Below are 25,205 nucleotides of genomic sequence, written 5' to 3'. Positions count from 1 at the left end.
TATTCCTTTCTTTTTAGATGTTCAAACCAGAGAAACACATAAATGCGATTGCCATCAGACCTACTGTGATAAATGTGATACCCAAACCTTTCAACGGAGCAGGTACGTCAGAGTAAGCCATTTTCTCGCGGATAGCAGCCAGACCTACGATAGCCAGCAACCAACCGATACCGGAACCTAATGCATAAGAAAGAGCATCCCAGATATCACCAATGTATTTCGGATCGCTCGGAGCGACGTTGATACGTTGTTGCATGAACAGAGAAGCACCCATGATAGCACAGTTAACGGCAATCAACGGCAGGAAGATACCCAGCGAAGCGTACAGTGACGGAGTGAAGCGTTCTACCACCATCTCCACCAATTGCACGATACCGGCAATAACGGCAATGAAAAGAATAAAGCTCAAGAAACTAAGGTCGACACCTTCAATGATAGCATTAGCAGCCAGCACTTTGGTTTGCAACAAGTAGTTCACCGGAAGCGTCACCAGTAACACGAAAGTCACAGCAACACCCAGTCCTACGGCAGTCTTCACATTCTTCGAAACAGCCAGGTATGAGCACATACCCAGGAAGAATGCGAATATCATGTTGTCCACAAAGATAGAGCGGACGAATAAACTTAATAAATGTTCCATATCTTTTAATTAAGAATTAAGAATGAAGAATTAATTACTTTCTTCTTGCAGTTCTTTGTGACGTGCACGTTGATACCATATAATGCAAGCTACGATAATCAATGCCATCGGCGGCATCAACATCAAACCGTTATTTACGTATCCGATATTCTGGATAGGTTCGTAGTTCAGGATATTGAAACCGAGCAATGTTCCCGAACCGAGCAGTTCGCGGAAGAAAGCAACGATAATCAAAATCTTGGCATATCCCAAACCATTACCTACACCGTCCAAGAAAGATTCCCAAGGACCGTTCTGCATAGCAAATGCTTCCAGACGTCCCATCAGGATACAGTTGGTGATAATCAAACCTACATATACAGAAAGCTGAACACTTACATCATAAGCATACGCTTTCAAAACTTCACTTACAATAGTTACCAGAGCGGCTACCACTACCAACTGAACGATGATACGGATACGGTTAGGAATGGTTTTGCGCAACAATGAAATAACGACGTTAGCAAATGCAGTAATCACTGTTACCGAAAGTCCCATTACAATAGCAGGCTCCAGTTTTGCAGTAACAGCAAGTGCAGAACAGATACCGAGCACCTGTACGGTTACCGGGTTATCAATTCCCAACGGAGCAGAGAATACTTCTTTATTTCTCTTTGAAAACAGTTGTCCCATATTCTATCTTTCTCCTCCTTATTATTTAGTTAAAAAACTCAAGTAACTATTCAGGCAAGTCTTCAGCATGGCATCTACACCTACAGAAGTGATTGTACCACCAGAGATACCATCCACTTGATAATCAGCCTTCTCCACTTTACCGTGTTTTACAACACCCAAAGCAACAGAGCCATTCTCCAAAGTCTTCTTGCCTACAAATTCCTGTTGGAACATTTCGGTTGCAATTTCAGCACCCAAACCCGGAGTTTCACTAGCGTGTGAGAAGTAAGTACCGTAAACGGTATCTTTATCCTCGTTCAGTGCAACATATCCCCAGATAGCGCCCCAAAGGCCGGCACCATAAACAGGAACCACATATTTAGTCTGACCGTCCACTTCGCACACAAACACGTGCAGACGTTGTTGTTCTTTCGCTTCTTTCTCGTAGTTGGTAGCAAATTCACCTGTATTTTCAGTCAGCGTACCGTCTACGTTCATCAGCATGTCCCCTTTCACATATTTCTTATATTCAGCATCCGCATCCTCCACATTTTTAATGTTCAGTGCAGCGAGAATCTGTTTCTTAGTGTCCAACTGCACATTCTTATCTTGTGTAGATTTCAATGAAGAACTAACGAATGCCAGCAGGAATGCTACGATAATAACCATTACCGAAGCATAAATGATAGTATAACTATTACTATTCGTATTCATTTTCTTTCGGTATTTATTGGTTAGACTTGATAGCGCGTTTTTCGCGACGGCTGATGTTACCCTGTACTACACAGTAGTCAATCAGCGGAGCGAAGATGTTCATCAGCAGGATGGCAAGCATCATACCTTCCGGATAACCCGGATTCAGTACGCGGATAACGATAGCCATCACACCGATCAGGAATCCGAAAATATATTTACCTCTTTCCGTACGTGCGGAAGTCACAGGATCAGTAGCCATAAATACGGCACCGAAGCAGAAACCACCAAGAACGAGGTGTTCGTACCAAGGCATTTGAGCCATTGTATTGTTTTCCATGCCGATTGAGTTGAATACCCATGCCATAAATGCACCACCGACAAAAACGGAAATCATTGTCTTCCAACTAGCAACGCCTGTCCAAAGCAAGATAACCGCACCAATCAGAATAGCGATCACACTGGTTTCACCGATCGAACCCGGAATCAGACCTGTAATCATATCCATGTTGAATGCAGGAACACTACCAGATGTAGCAGCTTGTCCCAGCGGAGTAGCAACGGTAAGTCCGTCTACGCTTTGTCCCAGACCGAAGATACTGTCGCCCGACACCCAAACGGCGTCACCGGACATCTTAGTCGGATATGCAAAGAACAGGAATGCACGAGTAATCAACGCAACGTTGAAAACGTTCATACCTGTACCACCGAATACTTCTTTTGCGAAGATAACAGAGAATGCAGTAGCTACGGCAAGAATCCACAGCGGACAGTCTACCGGAACGATCATCGGGATCAAGATACCGGAAACGAGGAATCCCTCCTGTATTTCTTCTTTCTTCCATTGAGCTACCACGAACTCAATACCCAAACCTACTACATAAGATACGATAATTTTAGGCAGTACTGCCAGGAATCCGTATGCAAACATTTCGATAAAGCTGCCAGTAGCACCCGTGTGAGTGAAATGCTGGTAACCTACGTTATACATACCGAACAGCAAAGCCGGTACCAACGAAATAACCACAATCGACATGATGCGCTTGCTATCAATTGCGTCATGTATGTGCGTTCCCGTTTTCGCAGTCTTGTTGGGCACGAACAGGAATGTTTCGAAGCCGTCAAACACCGACTGGAATGCGTGGAATTTGCCGCCCTCTTCAAAGTTCGGCTTTATCTTATCGAGATAATTTCTTAACGCTTTCATTTATTAAATTGAGAATTGAAAATTGAGAATTGAGAAATAGCTACGCTGTGTTTACCGGAAGACAATTTCATAAAGACTCAACTATCATTTTTTAATTTTTAATCTATCATTTTTAATTCTCTTACGCCATTTCCGAACGGAGCATATCAAGTCCGGCACGAACGATGCGTTGCAGTTCCATCTTCGAAGAGCAGACGAATTCGCAAAGAGCGAAATCTTCAGGAGCCACTTCATAGATACCAAGCGCTTCCATACGGTCGATGTCACCGGCGATGATTGCTTTAATCAGATATTCGGGCAGGATATCCATCGGGAATACCCTATCGTATTCACCCGACATAATCATGTGACGTTCGCCACCTTTGATGCGGGCATCCAGCGTATATTCCTTCTTACCCATCAACCAGCTGAAATAAGAATGGTTGGCACTGAACTGGTTGAAGCGCGGCATGATCCATCCGAGCATTTCGTGAATGTCGTCACCTTCGGGGATAACAGTCAGTTGGCTGTGGAATGCGCCCAAGAATCCGTTCGGAGATACTTGCTTTCCTGTCAGTACATTACCGCTGATATAGCGTAAGTCTTTGTCTTTTGTTACATTGCCGGCAAACACGTTGGTGAGCAATGCGCCTACCTGGAGTTTGCAGTATGCAGGTTTCAACACTTCGGAACCCGTCACAGCTACTGTACGGGTGAAATCCACATGGCCTGTATTGAAAAGGCGACCGATGAAGATTACGGCTTGCGGATCGATGGTCCATACCGTTTCTCCCTTAGATACGGGGTCGAGATGGTTGATCTGAACACCTACATTACCAGCAGGGTTCGGTCCGTCGAAAGCGGTGATTGTAACGTTCTTAGCCTGTGTCAGTGCAGCAGCGTTCTGTTTCACACTGATATTCAGGTAGGTTTTTGCCAGTTTGGCAAGAACATCAAGTCCTGTCTGGAAGTTTGTTTCTTCACCTTTGAGGGCGAACTCAAAATCCGGAGCTAACGGATTAGTGTCGAATGCGGATACAAAGATTCCTTTCGGAGTGACCGTCGGGTCAGCAATGATGTCATAAGGGCGCTGTTTGATAAACGCGAAAAGTCCGGCTTCCAACAAAGCGGTTTTCACAGCTTCAGCATCCATCGAAGCAACATTCTTTTTCCCAAAATCTTCATAGTCCTGCTCTGCAGCAGCTTCCACAACGATGTTCAACACCTTGCGACGAGCACCACGTTCAACACTCGTCACCACGCCGCTCACCGGCGAAACAAATTTCACTTCAGGATGATACTTGTCGATAAACAAGGGTCCACCAGCCATTACATACTCCTGCTCTTTCACGACTACCTTAGGCGTCACTCCAGGAAAGTCATCGGGTACGAGTGCGTAGAACCCCGGTTCTTTTACTGTTGCGTACGTTTCAGCAGCTTTACCTTTCAGGTTTATGTCAAGGCCTTTACGTAACTTTATTACATTTGCCATGCTAGATAAAATAATGGTTTCATAAATTTGCCGCAAAAGTAATAAATAAGATTGGGATTCGGGAGGAAAAAAGAAAGGAATTACGGAAAAATATCCGTAATTCCTTTCGTGGTCGCACACGTAATCATCTTTCTTTTGTCTTGAAACAAAAGAAAGAAGCAAAGAAAAATTCAAGGCTGACTTTTTTCTCCTACTCGCTCCCTTCACTTCGCTAAAGGGCAGAAACTCGCTACGCTCAAACAGTCTGCCCTTTTTGACGCTCCGTTACGGGCGCTCGCTTGACGGAGAAAAAAGTAGGCCGGAAGACCTTGCGGCATACAGGCCTATGCAGAGTGGTTATTCCTCTCCGGCAAACATGGGATCCCAGGCAGGAAGTCGGATAGGTTTCTGTTTCAATACTTCGAGTGCTTTTTTCGATGCGTATTTCGTTTCTACTACCAGACGAAACATATATTCATTAAACCAATCATCCGTCATGATGAGATACCCCTGATAACCGGCAGCAGGGCCCCAACTATTTTCAACCATCCATTTCGTCGGTTTCCCGTTTTTGTCAAGATCGACAGCCATAAGAGTCATGGCGTGACTGGAGCCACTGGCAAAACTTTGAATGCGCTGCTTCTTGTTCATGCCAAAAGAAGTACCCATAAGAGATTCGTAGTCGTAGTTTTTGACATCCAGCAGACCACGGTCAGAATTCAGGAACTTACCTACATCGCAAGAAAAATACATCATCGTGCTATCCTTGAGAGAAGAAATAGCCATTTCTTTGATATCCTCGATGGGAAGATTGACATACGTCCAGTTTTTACCATCGTAACGGTGGCGGTCGTAGTCTATCTCATAACACTTATAATATTCACGGCTCGGATCATTCATTAACATGACATAATTATCAATCAGTTTTTCGTCACCATACTTTTTCAGGAAAGAAAGCGGAGTGTAAGTTTCGGTAGACACAGGCTCACCCTTAGCGTTATATTCAGTCCAGGTAAATTCAGTAGGAGGAACACCGAGATTCAACACTAACATGCGGTAGATGGTGCTCAACATCTCTGTTTTTGTTTTCTCAAGGACAGCAGGTTTAGCACCTTGCGCAGCGAGATCACGCAGTTGAAGCCCCTGTTCACGAAGTTTCAGGGCAATCAGACCTGCCATACGGGAAGTATTTTCACTACTGTTGGTTTCCGGCATCACATCTTTGGGAACAAGCCCGTATTTACTGACGATATCGGCTACACCGGTAAATGTTCCACCGTCACTCAAAGGATTGCGGAAGAGCCATTCCACCATTTTATCATCCATCGGCTTACTACTGGTGTCGATAATACCTTGCAGAAAGAGATTAGCTTTCTCCAGCTGATCGAAGAAGAAAGGATAAGTTTGCGAGAATTCGAAGGAACCGAGGTCATGCTTGGCGATCGCTTTGGCACGCATCACATTCAAACCTGTAAAAAGCCAGCAACGGCCGGAAGATTTCTGATCGGTGATACCTTTGGAAGGCACTTTGATGGAGAAATGCGTATCCATCCCCTTCAGGTTATCCTGATTGAGAGCCAGTTTACGAATGTCGTTGCTACCGATAGCATTGCGGATAGCCTTGTCGGTAGGAGTGTTTGCGTAACTCTGCTTGATTTGTTGCATCATGGAGTCGCTGATGCCGCCTTTCACTTCTTGCGCTTGTGTAGAATAAGAAAAAGCACATAAAACAAAAATTGATAAAATCTGTTTATTCATTGATATAAGTAATTAATTAATAGGCTGACGGATCATGATACACTAATAAATACGGTTTAAATGTATGAGATTAAATCATGCGATTTTATTTATCAGCATATCGAAAAACATCATATTCCGCAAAAATACGATTCTTTTTTAGATTTATTATCTAAGAATATCAAAACTAATCGGAATAAAAGAGTTTTCTTTGCAGTCGAATTCCTCACAGAGAAATTATGAAGAAATATATAATAGGAATATTGATGATGCTTCCATCCATCAATATGATGTCAGCCGCGGCTGACAGTACGGCAGTAAAGAGCGATGAACTGCAAAGGTCTACAACTTCTATCAGTGATACTACTCCTACAGATATTGAAGGCATCCCGTCAGATACCATTCCTGCCCTTTCAAAGCGCGAGTTGCGCCGCCAGCGTGTAGCAAAACGAAATTTGCACTATAACATATTAGGTGGTCCCAGCTACACACCGGACTTCGGTGTATTGGTAGGCGGTAGTGCCTTGATGACGTTCCGGATGAATCCGAGTGATACCACCCAACGACGTTCGGTAGTGCCAGTGGCCATTGCCTTGATATTCAAAGGCGGGCTGAACCTGATGACAAAACCACAACTCTTTTTTAAAGGCGACCGCTTCCGTATCTTCGGAACTTTCTCATATAAAAATACAATCGAGAATTTTTATGGCATCGGCTATTCCACTAATAAAGATTATGAACGTGGAGAAGATACCAGCGAATACCGTTACAGCGGCATCCAAGTAAACCCATGGTTCCTGTTCCGTCTGGGAGAGAGCAACATTTTCGCGGGTCCCCAAGTCGATTTGAACTATGATAAAATTACCAAACCGGCTGCCGGAATGGTTAACGAATCCTCGTATATAGCGGCAGGAGGTACAGAACACGGATACAAAAATTTCAGCTCCGGGCTCGGTTTCCTGCTGACGTATGACACACGCGATATTCCTGCAAATGCATATAGCGGAACCTACCTCGACTTCCGGGGAATGATGTATAATAAGGTATTCGGAAGCGATAATAACTTTTACCGTTTGGAAATCGACTACCGCCAATACAAAACAGTAGGCCGTCGCAAGGTGATAGCCTGGACAGTGCAAAGCAAAAACGCATTTGGAGATGTTCCTCTGACGAAATATATGCTTAGCGGAACCCCTTTCGACCTTCGTGGTTACTATATGGGGCAGTTTCGCGACAAGTCCTCGCATGTCATGATGGCCGAATACCGTCAGATGATAAATACAGACAAAAGCACCTGGGTAAAAAAGATGTTGAGTCATATAGGATACGTAGCATGGGGCGGATGCGGATTCATGGGACCCACTCCGGGCAAGATAGAAGGCGTGCTTCCCAACCTCGGACTGGGATTACGTATCGAAGTTCAACCCCGTATGAATGTACGTCTCGACTTCGGAAGAGACATGGTGAACAAGCAGAATTTATTCTACTTCAACATGACAGAAGCCTTCTGATACCATTTAAGCGACGATCTGTACACAATTTACACGAAAGATTGTAAAATAGATAATAAAAGACTGCACATAAATGAAATTAATCCTTATATTTGCGCAAGCTATAACACAGCAAGAGCAAATAATAGGATTTTTTTATGAAGCAATTTATATGTTTTTTTTCGGGGCTATTACTTCTATTCGTCTCTACCACCCGTGTAGTTGCACAAGAAGTATCTGACTATTCTCAACTAAGTGATGAAGATTATAGTAAAATAGTTCTCCCTCCACTATCCGTTTTATTCGAAAATGCCAAGAACAGCCCCACTTATGAAGTGGCGGACGTAAAAGCAAAAATAGAGCGCAAATTACTCCAAAAAGAGAAATGGGCATTTCTGGGTTTCTTTAGTTTACGGGGAAGTTATCAATACGGCATGTTCGGTAATGAGTCCACCTATACAGATGTGGCAGTCGCCCCCTTTCTTACCTACTCTACCCAAGCACAGAACGGCTACACAATAGGCGCAGGTGTAAGTATTCCCTTAGACGATCTATTCGACCTCAAAGGACGTATCAGTCGGCAAAAGCTCACACTACGGAGCGCAGAACTTGAGCGGGAAGTGAGATACGACGAACTCAAAAAGAACATCATTGAGCTGTATGCGATGGCCACTTCACAAATTAAAGTCCTCCAAATGCGAAGTGAAGGCTGGGTACTGGCCAATGTACAATATGAGATCTCCGAAAAGAATTTTGCCAACGGAACCATCGAATCATCAGAACTTTCAGTAGACAAAGAGCGCCAATCCCAAGCTCGCGAAGCATACGAAAAGAGTAAATTCGAGTTGACAAAGAGCCTGATGATACTCGAAGTGATTTCACGTACTCCCCTTATACGAAAATAATAAAGACTAAATATGGATTTCATCATTTCTACTATACGAACTCTATTCCGTCACCTCTGGATCATACTAGTAGGTACCGTCCTTTTTACACTATTTGTTATTTATTACACCCGTCACATGGCTGGAGGATACGAAGTAAAAGCCACTTTATATACAGGAGTAGCTTCGGGATACAATCTTGAGAGTGACAAACGCACAGATTGGGCTATGGTACAAAATTCTATGGATAATCTGATAAGCATAATGCAAGCCGAAAGTACCCTCAAGAGAGTGTCCTTGAGATTGTATGCCAGAGTTCTTACCAAAGGAGATCCGATTAAAGAAGTAGACGGAATCACCCCTTCCAGTTACAATTACACTTACAATCATTTAAAGAACAGTCCGCATGGAAAAGAAATATTGGCACTAATCGACAAAACAAGTGAAGATAAGACAGTGGCCAATCTAGAAAAGTACATGCGCCCTCACAAAGACAACTATATCTACGGGTTGTTCTACTACAATCCTCTTTTTTACAGTTACAACACCTTGAAAAATATCAAAGTACAACGTCGTCTGACGAGTGACCTGCTGGATATAAGCTATGCTTCAAGCGATCCGGGTATCGCATATAATACAGTAAGCATTTTAATGGATGAATTCGTTGATGAGTATCGTCGTATCCGTTATGGAGAAACGGATAAAGTAATCAAATATTTTGAGGAAGAATTGAAACGAATCGGTAGTAAACTCCGCAGTGAAGAAGAAGATCTAACTAAATACAATGTACAGAAACGTGTAATCAACTATCTTGATGAAACCAAGGAGATAGCTGCTATTAATAAAGAATTTGAACTAAGAGAACAAGATGCCCTTTTCGCATACAACAGTAGCAGTGCCATGCTTGAAGAGCTAGAAAAACATATGGATAGCAATGCCAAACAAGTACTAAGAAATCTAGAGTTTGTTGACAAGTTACGTCAAGTATCCACTGTCACAGGAAAGATTGCTGAAGTAGAAGCGATGTCCGACTCCAAGAAGCAAGATACTGACAATCTGGTAAATCTAAAGAAGCAGCAGAGCGAGCTACAAAAAGATTTGAATAATTTGACTGATTCATATGTGGGACATAAGTACACGAAGGAAGGGACTTCACGAACGAACATTATAGAACAATGGTTGGAACAGACATTGGCTAATGAAAAAGCAAAAGCGGAACTGCTAGTTGTACAAAATGCACGTCGTGAACTTAATGACCGCTATGTGTTTTATGCCCCTGTAGGTACCACTATTAAACAGAAAGAGCGTACCATCAACTTTACGGAACGTAACTACCTGACCGTTCTACAAAGTTATAATGAAGCATTATTAAGAAGGAAAAACCTAGAGATGACTTCTGCTACACTGAAGGTCCTGAATGAACCAACCTATCCTATTTCTCCGGGAGCAACAAACAGAAAGCAAATCATAATGGCTGCCTGTGTAGGCAGTTTCATACTCATTATAGCCTTTTTACTACTAGTAGAAATGTTTGACAAAACATTACGTGACGCAGCTCGCACCAAACGTGTAACAGATTTCAAAGTAATAGGTGCTATTCCCAGTATGTATTCCTCCCGCTATGGCGGAATGACGAAAACCTACGTCCAGCTATCTGTAAAAGAGCTAACTAACTCATTGCTTCGTTTCCTGACCAATCGAAAATCTCCCGGAGTGTACATTATCAACCTATTTAGCACTTGTGAAGATTCCGGAGAAGCAGAAGTAGGAAATCTTATTTGTGGATATATGCAAAGTCGTATGCTAAATGCAAGGTTTATCACCTATGGGGCAGATTTCAACACAGATTCCACTCAATATTTACTTGCCAAAAACATCACAGACTTTTATACCCTACAGGGAGAAGATGTGTTGATCGTCGCCTATCCTCCTTTAGCACAAAGTAACATCCCCACTGCTTTGTTACATGATGCAAATGCAAACATCCTGGTAGCTCCCGCAAATCGTGGGTGGAAAACGATTGATAAGCAACTTTGCGAACAACTCATGCTGCAACTGGGTGAAACAGACGTTCCGTTCCGTATATGCTTGACAAATGCTTCCCGGGCAGCAATTGAAGATTTCACCGGGCAGCTTCCACCATACACTATACTGCGAAATATCGGTTATCGTCTTAGTCAACTGTCGCTCACAGAAAAAATAAGATTCAACCTAACAAAGAAAACCAAAGAAGAAGCATCAACAGAAGAGGAGGAGGATGACGAATAGAATAATAACTTTCCATTTGCTGTTTGCCGCCCAATTCGCGGTGATCGTATCAGGAATGTTTGTAAACACCAAAACTGGATTAGCCTCTATGGCAGTCATATTGATGTTTACAACCATCTGTCTGATACAATTAGCCAACGACAAGCAAACAAACTGGAAACCCGGACAAAACATAATGACCTATATGTGTATAGTCTGGCTAGTCTATTATCTCCTTGAAGTCCTGAATCCGAATAATGTAATGGAAGCATGGAACATCGGTATTACTCCTTATGCCTTGATACCGTTAATATGCGCCTTCATAGTTCCGATTGTCATTCGTACAAAGAAAGATATTGAGCTCTTATTGATTGTATGGTCCATATTTGTCCTCATATTTACAATAAAAGGTTATTGGCAGAAGAACCACGGTTTCAGTGATAAAGACCTGTACTTCCTGTATGCGTTGGGAGGATGGCGTACTCATCTCATCTGGTCCGGTATACGTTACTTCTCATGCTTCTCTGATGCAGCTAATTATGGAGTGCACGCTGCGCTATCAGCAGTAGTATTTGCCATTTCCTCTTTTTATGCAGGATCAAAATGGAAACGCGTTTACTTTTTCCTCATCGCAATCTGCGCTCTTTATGGAGTAGGAATATCCGGAACAAGAACAGCAATGGGCGTCATCATGGGCGGCTTACTGATGGTCACTATTATTGCCAAAAACTGGAAAGCCTTGCTGGCAGGTGTTTTTGTATCAATAGCCGTATTTTGCTTCTTCTACTATACTAATGCCGGAAACGGGAACCAATATATCCGCAAAATGCGTTCCTCTTTCCACCCTACTGAAGATGCCTCCTATATGGTACGTGTGGAGAACCGAATATTAATAAAAGAGTTAATGTCCCAAAAGCCGTTTGGCTATGGAATCGGACTTTCAAAAGCTGGCAATTTCAACTCAAAAGAACAGATGCCCTACCCTCCCGACTCGTGGTTGATCAGCGTATGGGTAGAAACAGGAATTGTAGGACTGATTCTTTATCTCGCCATTCATGGTACCCTTTTTGTCTGGTGCGCGTGGATATTGATGTTTAAAATACGAGACAAGAGCTTGCGGGGATTAGTAGCAGCCTGGGTTTGCATGGATGCAGGGTTCTTCATCGCCGCCTATGTAAGTGATGTCATGCAATACCCTAACCAGCTACCTATTTATATAGGATTTGCCCTTTGTTTTGCAGCTCCATATATAGATAAGAATATCAATGAAAAGAAACAAATATCATTTCCAGAAGAAGTGGAGGAAGAAAAATGACAAACAATGCCCCTACAGTTTCATTCATCACCATTTGCTACAACGGTTTTAAAGACACCTGTGAACTGATCGAGTCACTTCAAGACAAGATTCATTCCGTCAGTTATGAAATCATAGTGGTAGACAATGCCTCACATGAAAATGAGGCAGAGAAAATACAAGCACTATATCCCGCGGTAATCACTATCCGCAGTGACATAAACAAAGGCTTTTCGGGTGGAAACAATATCGGGATCCGCGTAGCAAAAGGCAGCTATCTTTTCCTGATAAACAACGACACCTATATTGAGTCCGACAATATCAGCTATCTGATAGAACGGTTGGAAAGTCGCCCGGAAATCGGAGGTGTATCACCGAAAATACGCTTTGCCTTTCCCCCGCGTAATATACAGTTTGCAGGATACACTCCGCTTACATCTATTACGCTCCGTAATGAAGGAATTGGCTTCGGATGTCCGGACAACGGAAGCTTTGACACCCCTCATACCACCCCCTATTTACATGGAGCAGCTATGTTGGTGAAACGCGAAGTGGTAGAAAAAGCCGGAATGATGCCGGAAATATTCTTCCTATATTATGAAGAACTCGACTGGTGCACCCACATGACACGTGCCGGTTACGAGTTATGGTATGAACCCCGTTGCACTGTTTTCCATAAAGAAAGTCAGAGCACAGGACAGTTAAGTGCACTCCGCACCTACTATCTGACACGCAACCGTTTGCTCTATGCATGGCGGAACCTTAACGGCAGCAAACGACTTCTCTCTATCGCCTACCAAATGACTGTGGCAGCCGGAAAAAATGGAATAAGCTTTCTATTGAAAGGACACCCCGAACTACTATCCGCCACATTGAAAGGCATATCAACATTCATTCGCATCCCCCATAAAAAAGAGCAACTATGACAGTCTTGTTATACATCGTAGAAATTGCACTCTACACGATATTAGCCATCAATACAGGCTATTTGCTTTTGTTTGCCCTGGCATCCAAATTCTACCGTCACCGTAGTTATCCCGCTACTCCCAAACGTGGCAAATTTGCTGTACTATTCCCGGCCTACAAGGAAGACAAAGTCATTCTGCCTGCCATCCAATCCTTTCTGCAACAAGACTATCCTGCAGATTCCTATGACATTATCGTGATCTCCGATCAGATGCAAGAAAGTACAAATGAAGCTTTACGCCAACTGCCAGTTCGTCTGTTGATAGCCGACTACACTGAAAGTTCTAAGGCAAAAGCTATGAATCTTGCCATGAAAGCCACTACCGGCACTCCCTACGAGATGATTGTTATCATGGACGCAGACAATACCACAAACCCGGATTTCTTATCCGAAATCAACCGTGCCTTCCAAGCAGGTGAAAAAGCCATTCAGACACATCGTACCGCCAAAAATATGAATACAGATGTCGCCATTCTCGATGCCGCCAGTGAAGAAATCAATAACTCCATATTTCGTAGCGGTCATATCGCTCTCGGACTGTCTTCCGCCCTCATCGGCTCCGGCATGGCACTGGAAGCGCAATGGTTCCGCCAACATGTACATCAACTAGAGACTGCAGGAGAAGACAAAGAACTGGAATCGCTGCTACTTAAACAGCGCATCCATATCGAATATCTGGAACACGTCCACGTAAAAGATGAAAAGACACAAAAGAAAGAAGTGATCAAAAACCAGCGTAAACGTTGGATCGCTGCTCAATTCGATTCGTTAAGCCGGGCACTCCCCTCTTTTCCCGGAGAGCTGCTTCGCGGTAATATCAATTACTGCGACAAGGTCTTCCAATGGACGCTTCTACCACGTATCATACTGATTTTCTGCACATTTTTCTTCACAATCATATTTACGATTGTCCATCCGCACTTGAGTCTCAAATGGTGGATATTGTCTTTTTCCCTCTTTCTGGCATTGTTTACGGCAATTCCACAGCGTATGCTCAACAAACGACTGCTACGGGCCATCCTTCAACTTCCCTCGCTGCTGGCAGGCATTGTAAGTAATCTTTTCAAGCTAAAAGGAGTAAACAAAAAATTTGTACATACCGAACATGACCATTAATGTATTAGAAGTAATCAGACAAGGCCAAGTGGGTGGCGGAGAATCCCATCTGCTTGACCTCATAGCAGGGTTTGACAAACGCGTCAATCCCATTGTACTAGCGTTCACAGGCGGACAAATGATTGACGAACTCACTCAAAGAGGTGTTAAATGTTACGTCATTAACACCTCACATCCTTTTGACATACGTATCACAAAACGAATCAAAAAGTTGATATTCGATGAGAACATACAACTCATTCACGCTCACGGAAGTCGTGCGGCCTCCAATGTCGCGTTTATTGCCCGAAAGTTACATATTCCGATGGTGTACACCGTGCATGGATGGAGCTTTCATCAAGACCAGTCGTTTCTAATCAAAAGTCTCCGGGCGTGGAGCGAAAAAATCATCTGTAAATTAAGCCGAGAAGTCATCTGTGTATCCGAAAGTAACCGGATTACCGGACAGGAAACTTTCGGACTGAAAAATGCACTCGTGATAGAAAATGGTATCAACTTGAAACGATTCAATCCGGATGAAAACCGCAAAGACCTACGTAAGGTATTCGGATTTACAGAGGATGATTTCGTGATAGGCTTCGTCAGTAGGATCACTCTCCAGAAAGCACCGTTGGATTTCGTGAAAAGCATTGCTCTCGCTCACCAAAAAGATGCCAGAATCAAAGCATTGTTGGTAGGAGAAGGCGACATGGAAGAAGAGACCAAGGAAGCAATCCGGCAAAACGGAATAGAAAAATACATCCGGACCTCACCATTTCGTAATGATGTGCCGGATGTATTGCACGCTATCGATGTTTTCTGTCTACCAAGTTTATGGGAAGGGCTTTCCATTGCATTGCTCGAAGCGATGGCTATGAAAAAAGCATTGGTAGTGACCCCTACAGACGGTACCAGAGAAGTAATCACACATCAGGAAAGCGGATTGATTGCAGATTTCGGTCAACCGGAGGAATTAGCGGAATGTTATTTGACATATCTCCATCATCCGGAATGGATAGAAAGTTATGGAAACGCAGCTATGTCTGTCATTCAGGAACGTTTCGACAGCCGACGCGTATCACAGCAGGTCACAGAAGTCTATTATGACATTCTTCAGTGATCAGTTCCATTCTTTTTTCACCTCGAAACACGGACAAGCCTTAATCCACTCTTCGGGTTCGATCTCTCCGTTTCCATTCAGGTCCGGACTTAGATCCCGATGTCCGCACAACCGGCAGCCGGGATAATCGCGCAAGAGCGTAAGGATCAATACGTGCATTGAATGAATCTGCCATTCGGTGCGAGTATCGGCAGGGCGACCATGGCAGTCGAGTCCTCCCTCATAGCAGATACCTATTGAATGAGCATTGTATCCCTTTGCATGTGCACCGATTCGTTCAATCTCGCGGGTAGTCTTTATATCTCCATTTTTGCGGATATAAAAATGATACCCCGTCCCGTTGAAACCACGCCGACGATGACAGATTTCCAAATCGTCTTCCGTAAAATCCCTGTCCGCCCTTGAGGCGGAACAGTGGATCACAATCAAGTTGATGGTTCGCATAAACTCATCCCTCCGTTTCAGCAACCATCTGTACTCGCTGCACACATTCCTTGCTGCTACACTGCAGCGCCGCAGCCTGCGTCAGCTGTCCTCTCAACGAGAAGATCTCCGCGTGCATTTCTTTCACTTTCGAACTAAGGTCGAAATAATCTTTCAACACTTTCTCCAACTGCTGCATCAGAAAAGTATATTGATCTTTCACCAGTTCGCTGAACTCTTTCACTTCTTGCGCCATCATCTGGCGTTTCTTGCGACTACTGCCCAGAAAGGGCAGAATCGTCATAATGATTTCGATGATTTTATCTAACATTTTAACAGATTGAGACGATAAATTAATAAATTGAGAACAGAGTCAATCCCAGCAATTTATGCTGCCGGATCCGGAGCTTCTCCACCACCGGAACCTCCGTCTCCCTCACCGTCGTCACCAGAGCCGCCACCGCCATCCCCAGCAGCGGATTTCTTATCCGTATACAATTCGAACATCATGTTATTATCCCCGCCACGGGTAGTTGCCGTGCTGTCATTGGCAAGACGCAATGAGTTGTCGACTTTGAAACGAAGATTGATGCGAGTGATATTTTTCACCGTACAATCCTTTTCCTGTTCCACACCCGGACAGGTCAGCGTGGTATAAAAAATACCCAGCCCATCCACTTTCACCTTATTTCCTGCCACAAGCACTTTTTTCATCGCACGGACAAAGGATTTCATAACGTGCGACACGTCTTCCACCGAAAGCGACCCGATAGATTCGATTTCCTGTGCCAGTGAATCGATTGAATAGATTTTCGACTCCCCAGCCTTGGGCTTGAGAAGATACATCATCGGTGATTTATCATCACCGAGCCGTTTTCTGCGCTTGTAGCGCACAACTGTAACTGTTGCCATATTTAAAAATTGTTTCTACGAAAAGAAGTACATTCTCCTTTTCTGTTGGTGAAACAAAGATACGACAACAGAACAGCAACCACCGGATTACAACGGACTACACCGGATTATGCCGGATTAAAACGGATTATACCGGAATATATTAGGATTATCCCCTAGTTTTCAATGATCCATTCTCCAATAGTTCGCATACTACTGTCGAAATTAACTCCCACTTTAACGACTTTTCGATGATCTGCCTGATAAGGAATCGCATACTGCTTACTATTGATCTGCGCCAACGCTTCTTCAGGAGTACCGTCTACTTTGAATTCGAACACATAGATAGCATCCTGCATCTTTATCACGACATCAGCCCTGCCAATAGCGCTCTTTACTTCTGCATCCACATATTGCCCCATCAGCCGGAACAGCAAGTAGAAGATGGTCTGATAATGTTTCTCCTCCTTATTATTCATATCATTGGGGATAGAGGCGAAAAATGATTTGATCCGCTCCATACATTGCTCCAGATTACCGACCCGTAAGTCTTTGATAAACGATACTACATAAAATGTATTCTCACGAGCAGGCAAATGTACATAAGCCGGCATTAATGATTCGATAAAGCCTTTACGGACTTCTTTGTTAGGATAAGCCAACGTATAGATCTGAAAATCCCGATCATACTCTTTGATAGTGAGATAACCGCTTTGGTAAAGCACCGGAAGCGGATCTGTAATGACATTAGTGGGTGCATCAAACTGCTCGGCAGTAGCCGAAATGCCATCCAGTTGACGGATATCGAAATCGCTTTGCTGCAAGATGTCTATTAAGAAAGTGGGAGTACCGGTAGAGAACCAGAAATTCTCATAACTTTTCTGCGCAAATGCATTAAACAAGCTAAACGGATTGTACACATCCTCACATTTCTTACTGAAATGATACCCATCATACTGTTGCTTCAAATGTATACAGGCTTCATCATATGTTTCACTGTTCGCCTCGGCCATCCTTCTTATATCTTCTTCCAACTGCGTGCGCAATTCATTTTCCGTTATACCGCAAATGGCACTATAAGCATCTTGCATACTTATGTTCTGAAGATTGTTCAATTCACTAAAGATGCTCATCTGACTAAATTTACTGATACCGGTCAGAAAGAGAAAACGAAGATATTCTCCTTGCGCCTTTAATGGACTGAAAAAGTCGCGCATGATGCCACGTATTTCAGCCTGCAACTCCTCATTATTGTTGCTATCCAACATAGGAGAGTCATATTCGTCTACAAGTAACACAACCTGACGCCCGCTCTGCTCGTAAGCACGTTTTATAATACCTTTCAGGCGAAGACTGAAAGTGTCTTCGCTCGTGTCGCATCCGTAAATCCGTTCCCATTCCACCAGGCGATTGTTGATAGCAGAGCGCAGCATTCCCGCATCCATATACTTACTGATACTGAAATCAATATGTAACACGGGATAAACCGTCCAGTCTTTCTCCAACTGTTCCATCATCAGCCCCTTGAACAGGTCTTTTTTACCAGAAAAATAAGCTTCAAGAGTGGAAACTAACAGACTCTTTCCAAAGCGTCGGGGACGGCTAAGAAAGCAAGCCTTAGTCGAATTAGCCAAATGATAGATCAATTCTGTCTTATCAATATACACACAATTATTATTGCGTAAATCTTCGAAGTTCTGTATCCCTATCGGATAGCGTCTGAATGTTCCTTTCATCCTCTTTCTATGCTTTTAACGTGAAACATAAACAAAGATACAATAAATTTCAAGAATCGGCATTCTATTATTATCAATTCTTTTATAAATACACCCGAACATCTGCTCTCAAAGTTTGCCTATCCCACTAAAAATGAGTAACTTTACTTCAAATACAGTAACCCCAAAACACAACTATAAATGAAAACAAAAAACAAGATTCTCCCCGAACAAGAAGAAGAAAAAACATTTCAATACCGCACCTATGGGAAAGGCGAACTCGCCTCGTTATATCTCCCCAATATCCTGCAACAAAGCGCAGTAGACCGATTCAACGAATGGATCGAAGCTGCACCCGGACTAAAAGAACGACTCCTGGCCACCGGCATGAATCCACGCAGCAGATACTACACTCCCGCACAAGTAAGACTCATCATCGAAGTACTCCAAGAACCTTAAATTAGTGAAGGTGTGTCATAATGAATAATAAAACGCAGATTAACGCAAATTATCGCAGAAACAATTCCATAAGTCATTGATTAAAAAATCAATATAATTGAAATAATCTGCGATAATTTGCGTTAATCTGCGTTTTGACACTCTCTTTATCACCTATCCCCCATTAAATCTTTTTCCGGTAGCCAGCAGGAGTTGTCGAACATCGTATTTCGGACACGCTGGTCAACGGAGAGAGAAGGGTCGTGAGATTCTTCACAGGGCAGGTATCGTCCGCTTACGGGATCGTAGATGAAGGAAACCATTCCACCGACACCGAGATGCTTGAATTTCACCTTGTCCACATATACGCGGGTGACGCCGACCTCCTTGTCACGCTCCACGATGATGCCGTAATCCGCTTTGTTGTAGAAATCGGCAGAGCCGTTGATGTCGTACATTTCCACACGAGGAGTAATGCCCGTGACAGGATTACGGTTCATTTTACGAGGGTGGACTACGACCACAAGCAGGCAATTATGTTGCACGGCAAATTCGGTGAATTTATTCAACAGGTTGGAAATATATTGCGTTTCCGTCTGTCCCGGCTGCGGGTTGTGGTCGAAACGGTTGAGCGGGTCGAAGACAATGATGCGACAGCCACGGCGGACAACGAGTTCATGAGCCTTGGCCAGTACACGATCCGGAGAAACATTCCCTTTCAGCGAGATATGAGAGACATTTTCAGTGAGAAAATCTTCCGAGTTCGCAAGGAGCCCCTCCGTCATGCCACAGCCGTTTTGAAAACGGTGTCCAGTGAGTTTCTCAATCAGTTTGCGGAGATGATAGACGATAGGAGTATTTTCCGGGCTAAAGAACCCGATTTTCCATTGATGCCGCAGGCAGAGACGCAACACCAATTCGTCCACCCACTCGGATTTCCCTGTACCGGGAACTCCGGTGACGTAGACACTTCGCCCACGTTCATACGTGCAGATCTTATCCATTTCCTCCCATCCCGTTTCCGCTCCGGGACCGAAACCATTGTCGAAAAGAGCCCGCAGATCATCATGCAAGTCGGCAGCGGTGAAGATACCTTCGAGCGGAACTTCCGCTGCCTGTTCGATGGCGATACGGAGACTGGCAATACCATATTTACAGAGATGCTCGTTGGCATCTTTACACTCCGGACCGTAAGTCACCACCCGGCAGCGTTCAGCTCCCAGCCGGTTGATGAGTTCATTACGCAACCGGATTCCGGCAGAATCGGCGTCGACGGCAATGACGATTTCTTCCAGGTCCTCGAAGTGCGTCTCCATGAAGCGGTCGAGCCAGGAGAGGTTCGAATTGGCTCCGGCCGGCACGGAGATGACACTCTGAAATCCGGCGGCGATGGAGGAAGCAGCATCCAGTTCACCCTCGTGGATAATGCAGGAGGTCTGCCCCACAATGGAGTCGATGTTGTAGGGAATCAGTTCGGCACCCTGCACCATTTTGAAGAGTTTCGGGAGAGCGCGAAACTTGGTGTTGATCAGTTGTTCCCCCTCAAAGTAGTTGAAGCAGATACAACGCTCCTTTTTGCCGGATTGCGGCATAAATTCCTCCTGTTCGGTGATGCGCAGGGCGGCTATGACGGACTGCGGGATGCACCGCGTCTCCACCAGCCAACGCTCCGTGTCTTCGGAAAGCGTGGTTTTCGAGGCATCGAACACCGGACGCTGAAAATGCTGCGGAATGGCTGCCGCACGACGTTTGCGAGCTTCCGCACGCTCGGCGTTCTTACGCTCTTCCACATCATCGGGTACATAGAAATCGGCTCCACAGTGGTAACAGTGACAATGTCCCGTATCGACGTTGACACGTAGCGAACGGTCGCGCTTGTTCTTGCGGGTAGGAAGACATTTTTCACAAATTGTTTTGAGGACTCCGCTCGATTTACCGTGGATGTCGACATCATAGTTGGCAAAATTTCTCATAATTTTTTTCTTTTTTCTAATTAAAAAATAGTTTAAAATAATCATTCACACGCAGAGGACTTACCTGCCGGACGAGTGTCCGCCACCTGACGGACGAGCTTCCGTTACCTATCAGGCGAACATCAGCCACCTGCCGGACGAAGCCAGCCATCTGCCGGATCAATGCGCCCATCGTTTCTTCACATCATCCCACACGGCCGACCCATCGGGACGTGGCGGCGCATCAGCCGGAATGAGATGTCCCAGATACGTTCGCCGCCCGTCGACGACGCTTTCAAAGCGGTTTACGCCCCTGTCGACCGTCTTCTCGAGCTCTTTCAGCAAGGTTTCCCTCAACGTGCGGCAAGTGACGGAACCGGCCGCGATATAATTTGAAAAATACCGTTTCACGTCCTCCGGGAAAAGCAGTCCGGCTCCTTTGTCATAAAGGCGGATATGTTTTTTGAAGATTTCCAGAATCAGTTTTTGATGGTCAACAAAGAGCTTTCCCAAACCGGAATGTTGCCCGGCCAGCTCCATATATGACTGGAAAGTAGCAAGTTGGTCCACCAGCTTTTCCCAAGGTAACACGGGTTGTAACGGACGATGATTGCCTTCATCCGTCAAACGGCTCACAAGGGACGGGGTTTCTTCATTACTACTGTTATTGTTTACAACAGAAATACTTCCTTTACTCTTCTCTTCTTTACTCTCCTCTTCTCTACTCTTCTGGTTTTCATTGGCTTTTCTCCCTTTATCGACGGGCGTTTCAGCACTTTCTACCACCTTTTTCGGACGCCCTCCTTTTTTACCGTTTTCGATGTTCATTTTCCGCTTCTCTTCCAAGCTTTTCATCACCCTGTCCAAGTAAGAAGAGCGAAACATCTGCCGTTCTTCATCCACTTCGAAGAGGTCGAATTCGCGAAGCACCCGCTCCACCGCTACTTCATCTACATCATACCGCCGGGCCATGGCCTTCAGTAAAACCGGTTTGCACGACGCCTCGTAAGCATCTTTAGTGCGCAGATGCAACAGCAACATCACGTAGATTCCGAGTGCTTCCGCGGCATTCATCTCCGACATCATACTGGCAATATTGTCGTCATTCAACAAATTTACCTCCAAATTGAAATACTGATCTTTCTTCATTTTCAATCATTATTTATTATTCCACATTTAATCTTCCGGTAATACTCCCGGAGCGCAAAGGTGCGAAATGTATTTTATTCCAGCTATCGCAAAAATGAGAGAGGGATTGTATCTTTTTTATCAGACCTTTGCCAAAAATTATTAATAACCCCAAACAATATGGATACAAAACGCAACCAGACTTTGGAAGAAATAGAAGAAAATAAAATAGTAAACGAACATTATCGGAACAGAATAATGCTGATAAAAGAACTCTTGAAAACGTCAAAGCTAGTCGCAACAGACCTCTGCGTGCATATCGACATCAGTGAAGCCTCCTACTACCGCTACGCAAATTTCACCAGCTATATGAAAACAGACATTTTCATACATGCCTGCCTCTTCCTCAAGCAATATATCGAAAGCCACCACATCCCTTATACCCAGGAAGAAAAACGGCTTATAAAAACATTAGACCTGTTTCAGACTTCCTCAAATAGCAACTTAAACTACAATTAAAACACAGAAAAGAAGGAACTTATCATAAGTTTTATTACATTTGCCGATGTAATAAAAGTCTTTAAAACTCAAATAATGAGCGATAGCGAAACAGACAGCCAATCAATCAACGCACTGATCGTTTTCAGAGAAAACGGAGAAACCGACAATCTATTTGTTCCTATCTTATGCGATGCTATCAGAATGGCCGGAGTCAATGTGAGATGTTCCCAAAAAGAATTCTGGGAATCGGACACAACTTATGACATTATCCATTTCCAATGGCCGGAAGAAGTAGTGGGATGGACATGCGAAGACCCCGACATCATCCGTCGGCTGGAAGAACGCATTGCCTTTTTCCGCTCGCGGGGGGCTCATTTCATATACACACGGCACAACATTCGCCCCCACTATGCAAATGATATCATCAGCCGGGCCTACGACATCATCGAATCGGAAAGTGACATCGTGGTACACATGGGACATTACAGCCAGACGGAGTTCATACAGAAATATCCCGACAGCCGGAATGTCATCATCCCGCACCACATCTACCAATACACCTACAAGGAAGATATCAGCATAGAGCGCGCACGCCAATATCTGAACCTGCCACAAGAAGCATTCATCGTCACCGCCTTCGGAAAATTCCGCAACCGGGAAGAAATACGCATGGTGGCCGGAGCGTTCAGCAAATGGAATGAAAAAAACAAACTGCTGTTAGCTCCCCGATTCTATCCTTTTTCCAGACACAACAAATATGGCAGAAATATCCTCAAGCGTTGGGCTTCAAGAATAGGATATTATCTCGCCATGCCATTGTTCAACCGTATGTTCAGATTACAAGCCGGAGCCAATGATGAACTGATAGACAACTGCGACCTGCCTTATTACATCGCTGCTTCAGACGTGATATTCATACAACGGAAAGATATTCTGAACTCCGGCAATGTCCCCCTTGGCTTCCTCTACCACAAAGTGGTAATGGGACCGGCAACAGGAAACATCGGAGAAATACTGGCCGCAACCGGAAACCCTACATTTCATCCGGACAACCGAGCAGACATCTTGGAAGCACTTGAAAAAGCACGCCAACAGTCCGCATGGGGACAAGGAGAAATGAACTATGCCTATGCGTTGGAAAATATGAACATCCGGAAAATAGGGAAAGAATACGCACAAACCTATAAAGATGCGATAAATGGCTAATAACATCAAGCGCCAACTATTTTCCGGTGTATTCTATACGGCATTAGCCAAATACAGCGGCATCATCATCTCCCTTGTCGTGGCGGGAATACTGGCACGCCTGCTTTCTCCGGACGACTTTGGAATCGTAGCTATTGCCACCGTAATCATTGCATTTTTCAACCTGTTCACCGATATGGGAGTCTCCCCTGCCATCGTGCAGCACAAATCCCTGACAAAAGAAGAGTTGTCGGATATCTTTTCATTCACCGTGTGGACAGGAATGGCCATCAGCCTGCTTTTCTTCGCTGCCTCCTGGCTGATCGCCCGCTACTACGACAGCAAAATCCTGGGCACCCTGTGCCAACTTTTATCGGTCAACTTATTCTTCGCCTCCGCCACCATCGTACCCGGAGCTCTGTTTTATCGCAACAAAGAATTCAAATACATCGCCGTCCGCAGCTTCATTATACAGATAGCCGGAGGAGCGGGTGCAGTTACGGCAGCCCTCTGCGGAGCAGGATTATATGCATTGATTATCACCCCAATCATCTCCAGCATTCTGATATTTGTCATTTCCTACCAACGCTATCCGCAGCGTTTGCATTTCACATGGGGACTGACAGCACTCCGCAAGATCTTTTCTTATTCCGCTTATCAGTTCCTGTTCAACGTCATCAACTATTTCAGCCGCAATCTGGACAAACTGCTGATAGGAAAACACATGAGTATGTCCGATCTGGGATATTATGAAAAGTCCTACCGGCTCATGATGCTCCCTTTGCAGAACATCACCCAAGTGATTACCCCAGTGATGCACCCCATCTTTAGTGATTTCCAAAATGACAAAGCAAAACTGGCCACATCTTATGAACGCATTATCCGCATACTCTCTTTCATCGGGTTGCCGCTTAGCGTGCTGCTATTCTTCACGGCAGAAGAAGTGACGCTCATTATTTTCGGCGATCAATGGATGCCGTCCGTACCCGTATTCCGGATACTGTCACTCTCCGTCGGGATTCAGATTATACTCTCTTCGTCCGGCTCCATCTTTCAGGCGGCAGGAGACACACGGAGCTTGTTTGTGTGTGGAGTGTTTTCGTCCATTCTCAACGTGACGGGAATGTTGATCGGCATTTTCTACTTCGGCACACTCACCGCAGTGGCAACCTGTATTGTACTGACGTTTACTGTCAATTTCGCACAATGCTACTGGCAAATGTATCACGTGACGTTCCGGAGAAATGTATGGACGTTCGTTCGTCAGCTTATTTCTCCATTGGCAATCAGCGTATTAATGGCATTTTGCCTTCTTCCTGTGCAATATGCTATGGAAGAAATGAACATTTTCGTGACAATTATTACCAAAAGTATGATTAGTTTCATTATCTTTGGAGGATATATACAAGCCACACATGAATATGACATCATTGGCAAAGTGCAAAGTATGGCTGGCAAGTATATAAAAAAACAGAATAGACAATGATTAGATTT

General features: G+C 44.3%; 24 protein-coding genes. 11 read left to right on the top strand and 13 right to left on the bottom strand.

The window, feature by feature from the left end; translation table 11 throughout:
• Positions 1–13 precede the first annotated feature (13 nt).
• The 6 genes from nqrE to H8796_RS17030 form a co-directional block, all read right to left on the bottom strand.
• On the bottom strand, positions 14–640 hold the full coding sequence (gene nqrE, locus H8796_RS17055; protein ID WP_008999403.1) for an NADH:ubiquinone reductase (Na(+)-transporting) subunit E: 627 nt from the start codon (positions 638–640) through the stop codon (positions 14–16).
• Between the two features lie 30 nt (positions 641–670).
• Positions 671–1,312, bottom strand: a complete 642-nt coding sequence (locus H8796_RS17050) for an NADH:ubiquinone reductase (Na(+)-transporting) subunit D (protein WP_117933127.1) — start codon at positions 1,310–1,312, stop codon at positions 671–673.
• A 21-nt stretch (positions 1,313–1,333) separates the two neighbouring features.
• Positions 1,334–2,008 (bottom strand): Na(+)-translocating NADH-quinone reductase subunit C, encoded by a 675-nt coding sequence (locus tag H8796_RS17045; RefSeq protein ID WP_074636550.1) that lies wholly within the window; start codon positions 2,006–2,008, stop codon positions 1,334–1,336.
• A gap of 13 nt (positions 2,009–2,021) precedes the next feature.
• A complete protein-coding gene (locus tag H8796_RS17040; RefSeq protein WP_004306321.1) occupies positions 2,022–3,194 on the bottom strand; it encodes an NADH:ubiquinone reductase (Na(+)-transporting) subunit B in 1,173 nt (390 codons plus the stop codon).
• 121 nt (positions 3,195–3,315) lie between these two features.
• Positions 3,316–4,665, bottom strand: a complete 1,350-nt coding sequence (locus H8796_RS17035; RefSeq protein WP_008647277.1) for a Na(+)-translocating NADH-quinone reductase subunit A — start codon at positions 4,663–4,665, stop codon at positions 3,316–3,318.
• A gap of 336 nt (positions 4,666–5,001) precedes the next feature.
• Complete coding sequence (locus tag H8796_RS17030) at positions 5,002–6,402, bottom strand: C1 family peptidase (protein WP_117933125.1); 1,401 nt, start codon at positions 6,400–6,402, stop codon at positions 5,002–5,004.
• Between the two features lie 218 nt (positions 6,403–6,620).
• On the opposite strand from H8796_RS17030, the gene H8796_RS17025 reads away from it, so the two are divergent.
• The 7 genes from H8796_RS17025 (at position 6,621) to H8796_RS16995 (ending at position 15,478) form a co-directional block, all read left to right on the top strand.
• A complete protein-coding gene (locus H8796_RS17025; protein ID WP_187343839.1) occupies positions 6,621–7,892 on the top strand; it encodes a BamA/TamA family outer membrane protein in 1,272 nt (423 codons plus the stop codon).
• Between the two features lie 137 nt (positions 7,893–8,029).
• Positions 8,030–8,776: a TolC family protein gene (locus H8796_RS17020; RefSeq protein ID WP_117933121.1), complete on the top strand. Its 747-nt coding sequence runs from the start codon at positions 8,030–8,032 to the stop codon at positions 8,774–8,776.
• Between the two features lie 12 nt (positions 8,777–8,788).
• Positions 8,789–11,023 (top strand): hypothetical protein, encoded by a 2,235-nt coding sequence (locus H8796_RS17015; protein ID WP_117933119.1) that lies wholly within the window; start codon positions 8,789–8,791, stop codon positions 11,021–11,023.
• Entirely contained in the window at positions 11,013–12,317 is a 1,305-nt protein-coding gene (locus H8796_RS17010; protein WP_117933117.1) for an O-antigen ligase, read from the top strand. Before H8796_RS17015 ends, H8796_RS17010 begins: the two co-directional genes overlap by 11 nt.
• On the top strand, positions 12,314–13,222 hold the full coding sequence (locus H8796_RS17005) for a glycosyltransferase family 2 protein (RefSeq protein WP_117933115.1): 909 nt from the start codon (positions 12,314–12,316) through the stop codon (positions 13,220–13,222). Before H8796_RS17010 ends, H8796_RS17005 begins: the two co-directional genes overlap by 4 nt.
• Complete coding sequence (locus H8796_RS17000; RefSeq protein WP_117933113.1) at positions 13,219–14,379, top strand: glycosyltransferase family 2 protein; 1,161 nt, start codon at positions 13,219–13,221, stop codon at positions 14,377–14,379. Before H8796_RS17005 ends, H8796_RS17000 begins: the two co-directional genes overlap by 4 nt.
• On the top strand, positions 14,369–15,478 hold the full coding sequence (locus tag H8796_RS16995; protein WP_117933111.1) for a glycosyltransferase: 1,110 nt from the start codon (positions 14,369–14,371) through the stop codon (positions 15,476–15,478). The genes H8796_RS17000 and H8796_RS16995 overlap by 11 nt, the downstream gene beginning before the upstream one ends.
• Here H8796_RS16995 and H8796_RS16990 read toward each other — a convergent pair whose 3' ends face one another.
• The 4 genes from H8796_RS16990 to H8796_RS16975 all read right to left on the bottom strand — a co-directional run bounded on the left by H8796_RS16990 (position 15,479) and on the right by H8796_RS16975 (position 18,528).
• Positions 15,479–15,922, bottom strand: a complete 444-nt coding sequence (locus tag H8796_RS16990; protein WP_117933109.1) for an N-acetylmuramoyl-L-alanine amidase — start codon at positions 15,920–15,922, stop codon at positions 15,479–15,481.
• A 4-nt stretch (positions 15,923–15,926) separates the two neighbouring features.
• Entirely contained in the window at positions 15,927–16,232 is a 306-nt protein-coding gene (locus tag H8796_RS16985; protein ID WP_032852146.1) for a hypothetical protein, read from the bottom strand.
• Positions 16,233–16,288: 56 nt separating this feature from the next.
• Positions 16,289–16,813: an HU family DNA-binding protein gene (locus H8796_RS16980; RefSeq protein WP_117933107.1), complete on the bottom strand. Its 525-nt coding sequence runs from the start codon at positions 16,811–16,813 to the stop codon at positions 16,289–16,291.
• A 155-nt stretch (positions 16,814–16,968) separates the two neighbouring features.
• The gene (locus H8796_RS16975; RefSeq protein WP_117933105.1) at positions 16,969–18,528 is read right to left on the bottom strand and encodes an ATP-binding protein; all 1,560 of its coding nucleotides are present in this window, start codon (positions 18,526–18,528) and stop codon (positions 16,969–16,971) included.
• Between the two features lie 180 nt (positions 18,529–18,708).
• Here H8796_RS16975 and H8796_RS16970 point away from each other — a divergent pair, with 180 nt between their 5' ends.
• Positions 18,709–18,966: a DUF4248 domain-containing protein gene (locus H8796_RS16970; RefSeq protein ID WP_117933103.1), complete on the top strand. Its 258-nt coding sequence runs from the start codon at positions 18,709–18,711 to the stop codon at positions 18,964–18,966.
• Between the two features lie 149 nt (positions 18,967–19,115).
• Here H8796_RS16970 and H8796_RS16965 read toward each other — a convergent pair whose 3' ends face one another.
• From H8796_RS16965 to H8796_RS16955, 3 genes are read right to left on the bottom strand one after another with little or no spacing between them, the layout of a single operon-like run.
• On the bottom strand, positions 19,116–20,918 hold the full coding sequence (locus tag H8796_RS16965; protein ID WP_117933101.1) for a bifunctional DNA primase/helicase: 1,803 nt from the start codon (positions 20,916–20,918) through the stop codon (positions 19,116–19,118).
• A 16-nt stretch (positions 20,919–20,934) separates the two neighbouring features.
• The gene (locus tag H8796_RS16960) at positions 20,935–21,090 is read right to left on the bottom strand and encodes a hypothetical protein (protein WP_176817070.1); all 156 of its coding nucleotides are present in this window, start codon (positions 21,088–21,090) and stop codon (positions 20,935–20,937) included.
• Entirely contained in the window at positions 21,078–22,046 is a 969-nt protein-coding gene (locus H8796_RS16955; RefSeq protein WP_074636577.1) for a Lin1244/Lin1753 domain-containing protein, read from the bottom strand. Before H8796_RS16955 ends, H8796_RS16960 begins: the two co-directional genes overlap by 13 nt.
• A 159-nt stretch (positions 22,047–22,205) precedes the next feature.
• On the opposite strand from H8796_RS16955, the gene H8796_RS16950 reads away from it, so the two are divergent.
• The 3 genes from H8796_RS16950 to H8796_RS16940 all read left to right on the top strand — a co-directional run bounded on the left by H8796_RS16950 (position 22,206) and on the right by H8796_RS16940 (position 25,197).
• Positions 22,206–22,544, top strand: a complete 339-nt coding sequence (locus H8796_RS16950; protein ID WP_117933099.1) for a hypothetical protein — start codon at positions 22,206–22,208, stop codon at positions 22,542–22,544.
• A 75-nt stretch (positions 22,545–22,619) separates the two neighbouring features.
• Positions 22,620–23,732, top strand: coding sequence for a glycosyltransferase family 1 protein (locus H8796_RS16945; RefSeq protein ID WP_117933097.1), 1,113 nt, complete (start codon positions 22,620–22,622; stop codon positions 23,730–23,732).
• On the top strand, positions 23,725–25,197 hold the full coding sequence (locus tag H8796_RS16940; RefSeq protein ID WP_117933095.1) for a lipopolysaccharide biosynthesis protein: 1,473 nt from the start codon (positions 23,725–23,727) through the stop codon (positions 25,195–25,197). The genes H8796_RS16945 and H8796_RS16940 overlap by 8 nt, the downstream gene beginning before the upstream one ends.
• Positions 25,198–25,205: the final 8 nt, after the last annotated feature.

This window comes from Bacteroides sp. M10, from assembly GCF_014334015.1.
Taxonomy (GTDB): Bacteria; Bacteroidota; Bacteroidia; order Bacteroidales; family Bacteroidaceae; genus Bacteroides; species Bacteroides intestinigallinarum.
This window is presented reverse-complemented; position numbering and strand designations above follow the sequence as displayed.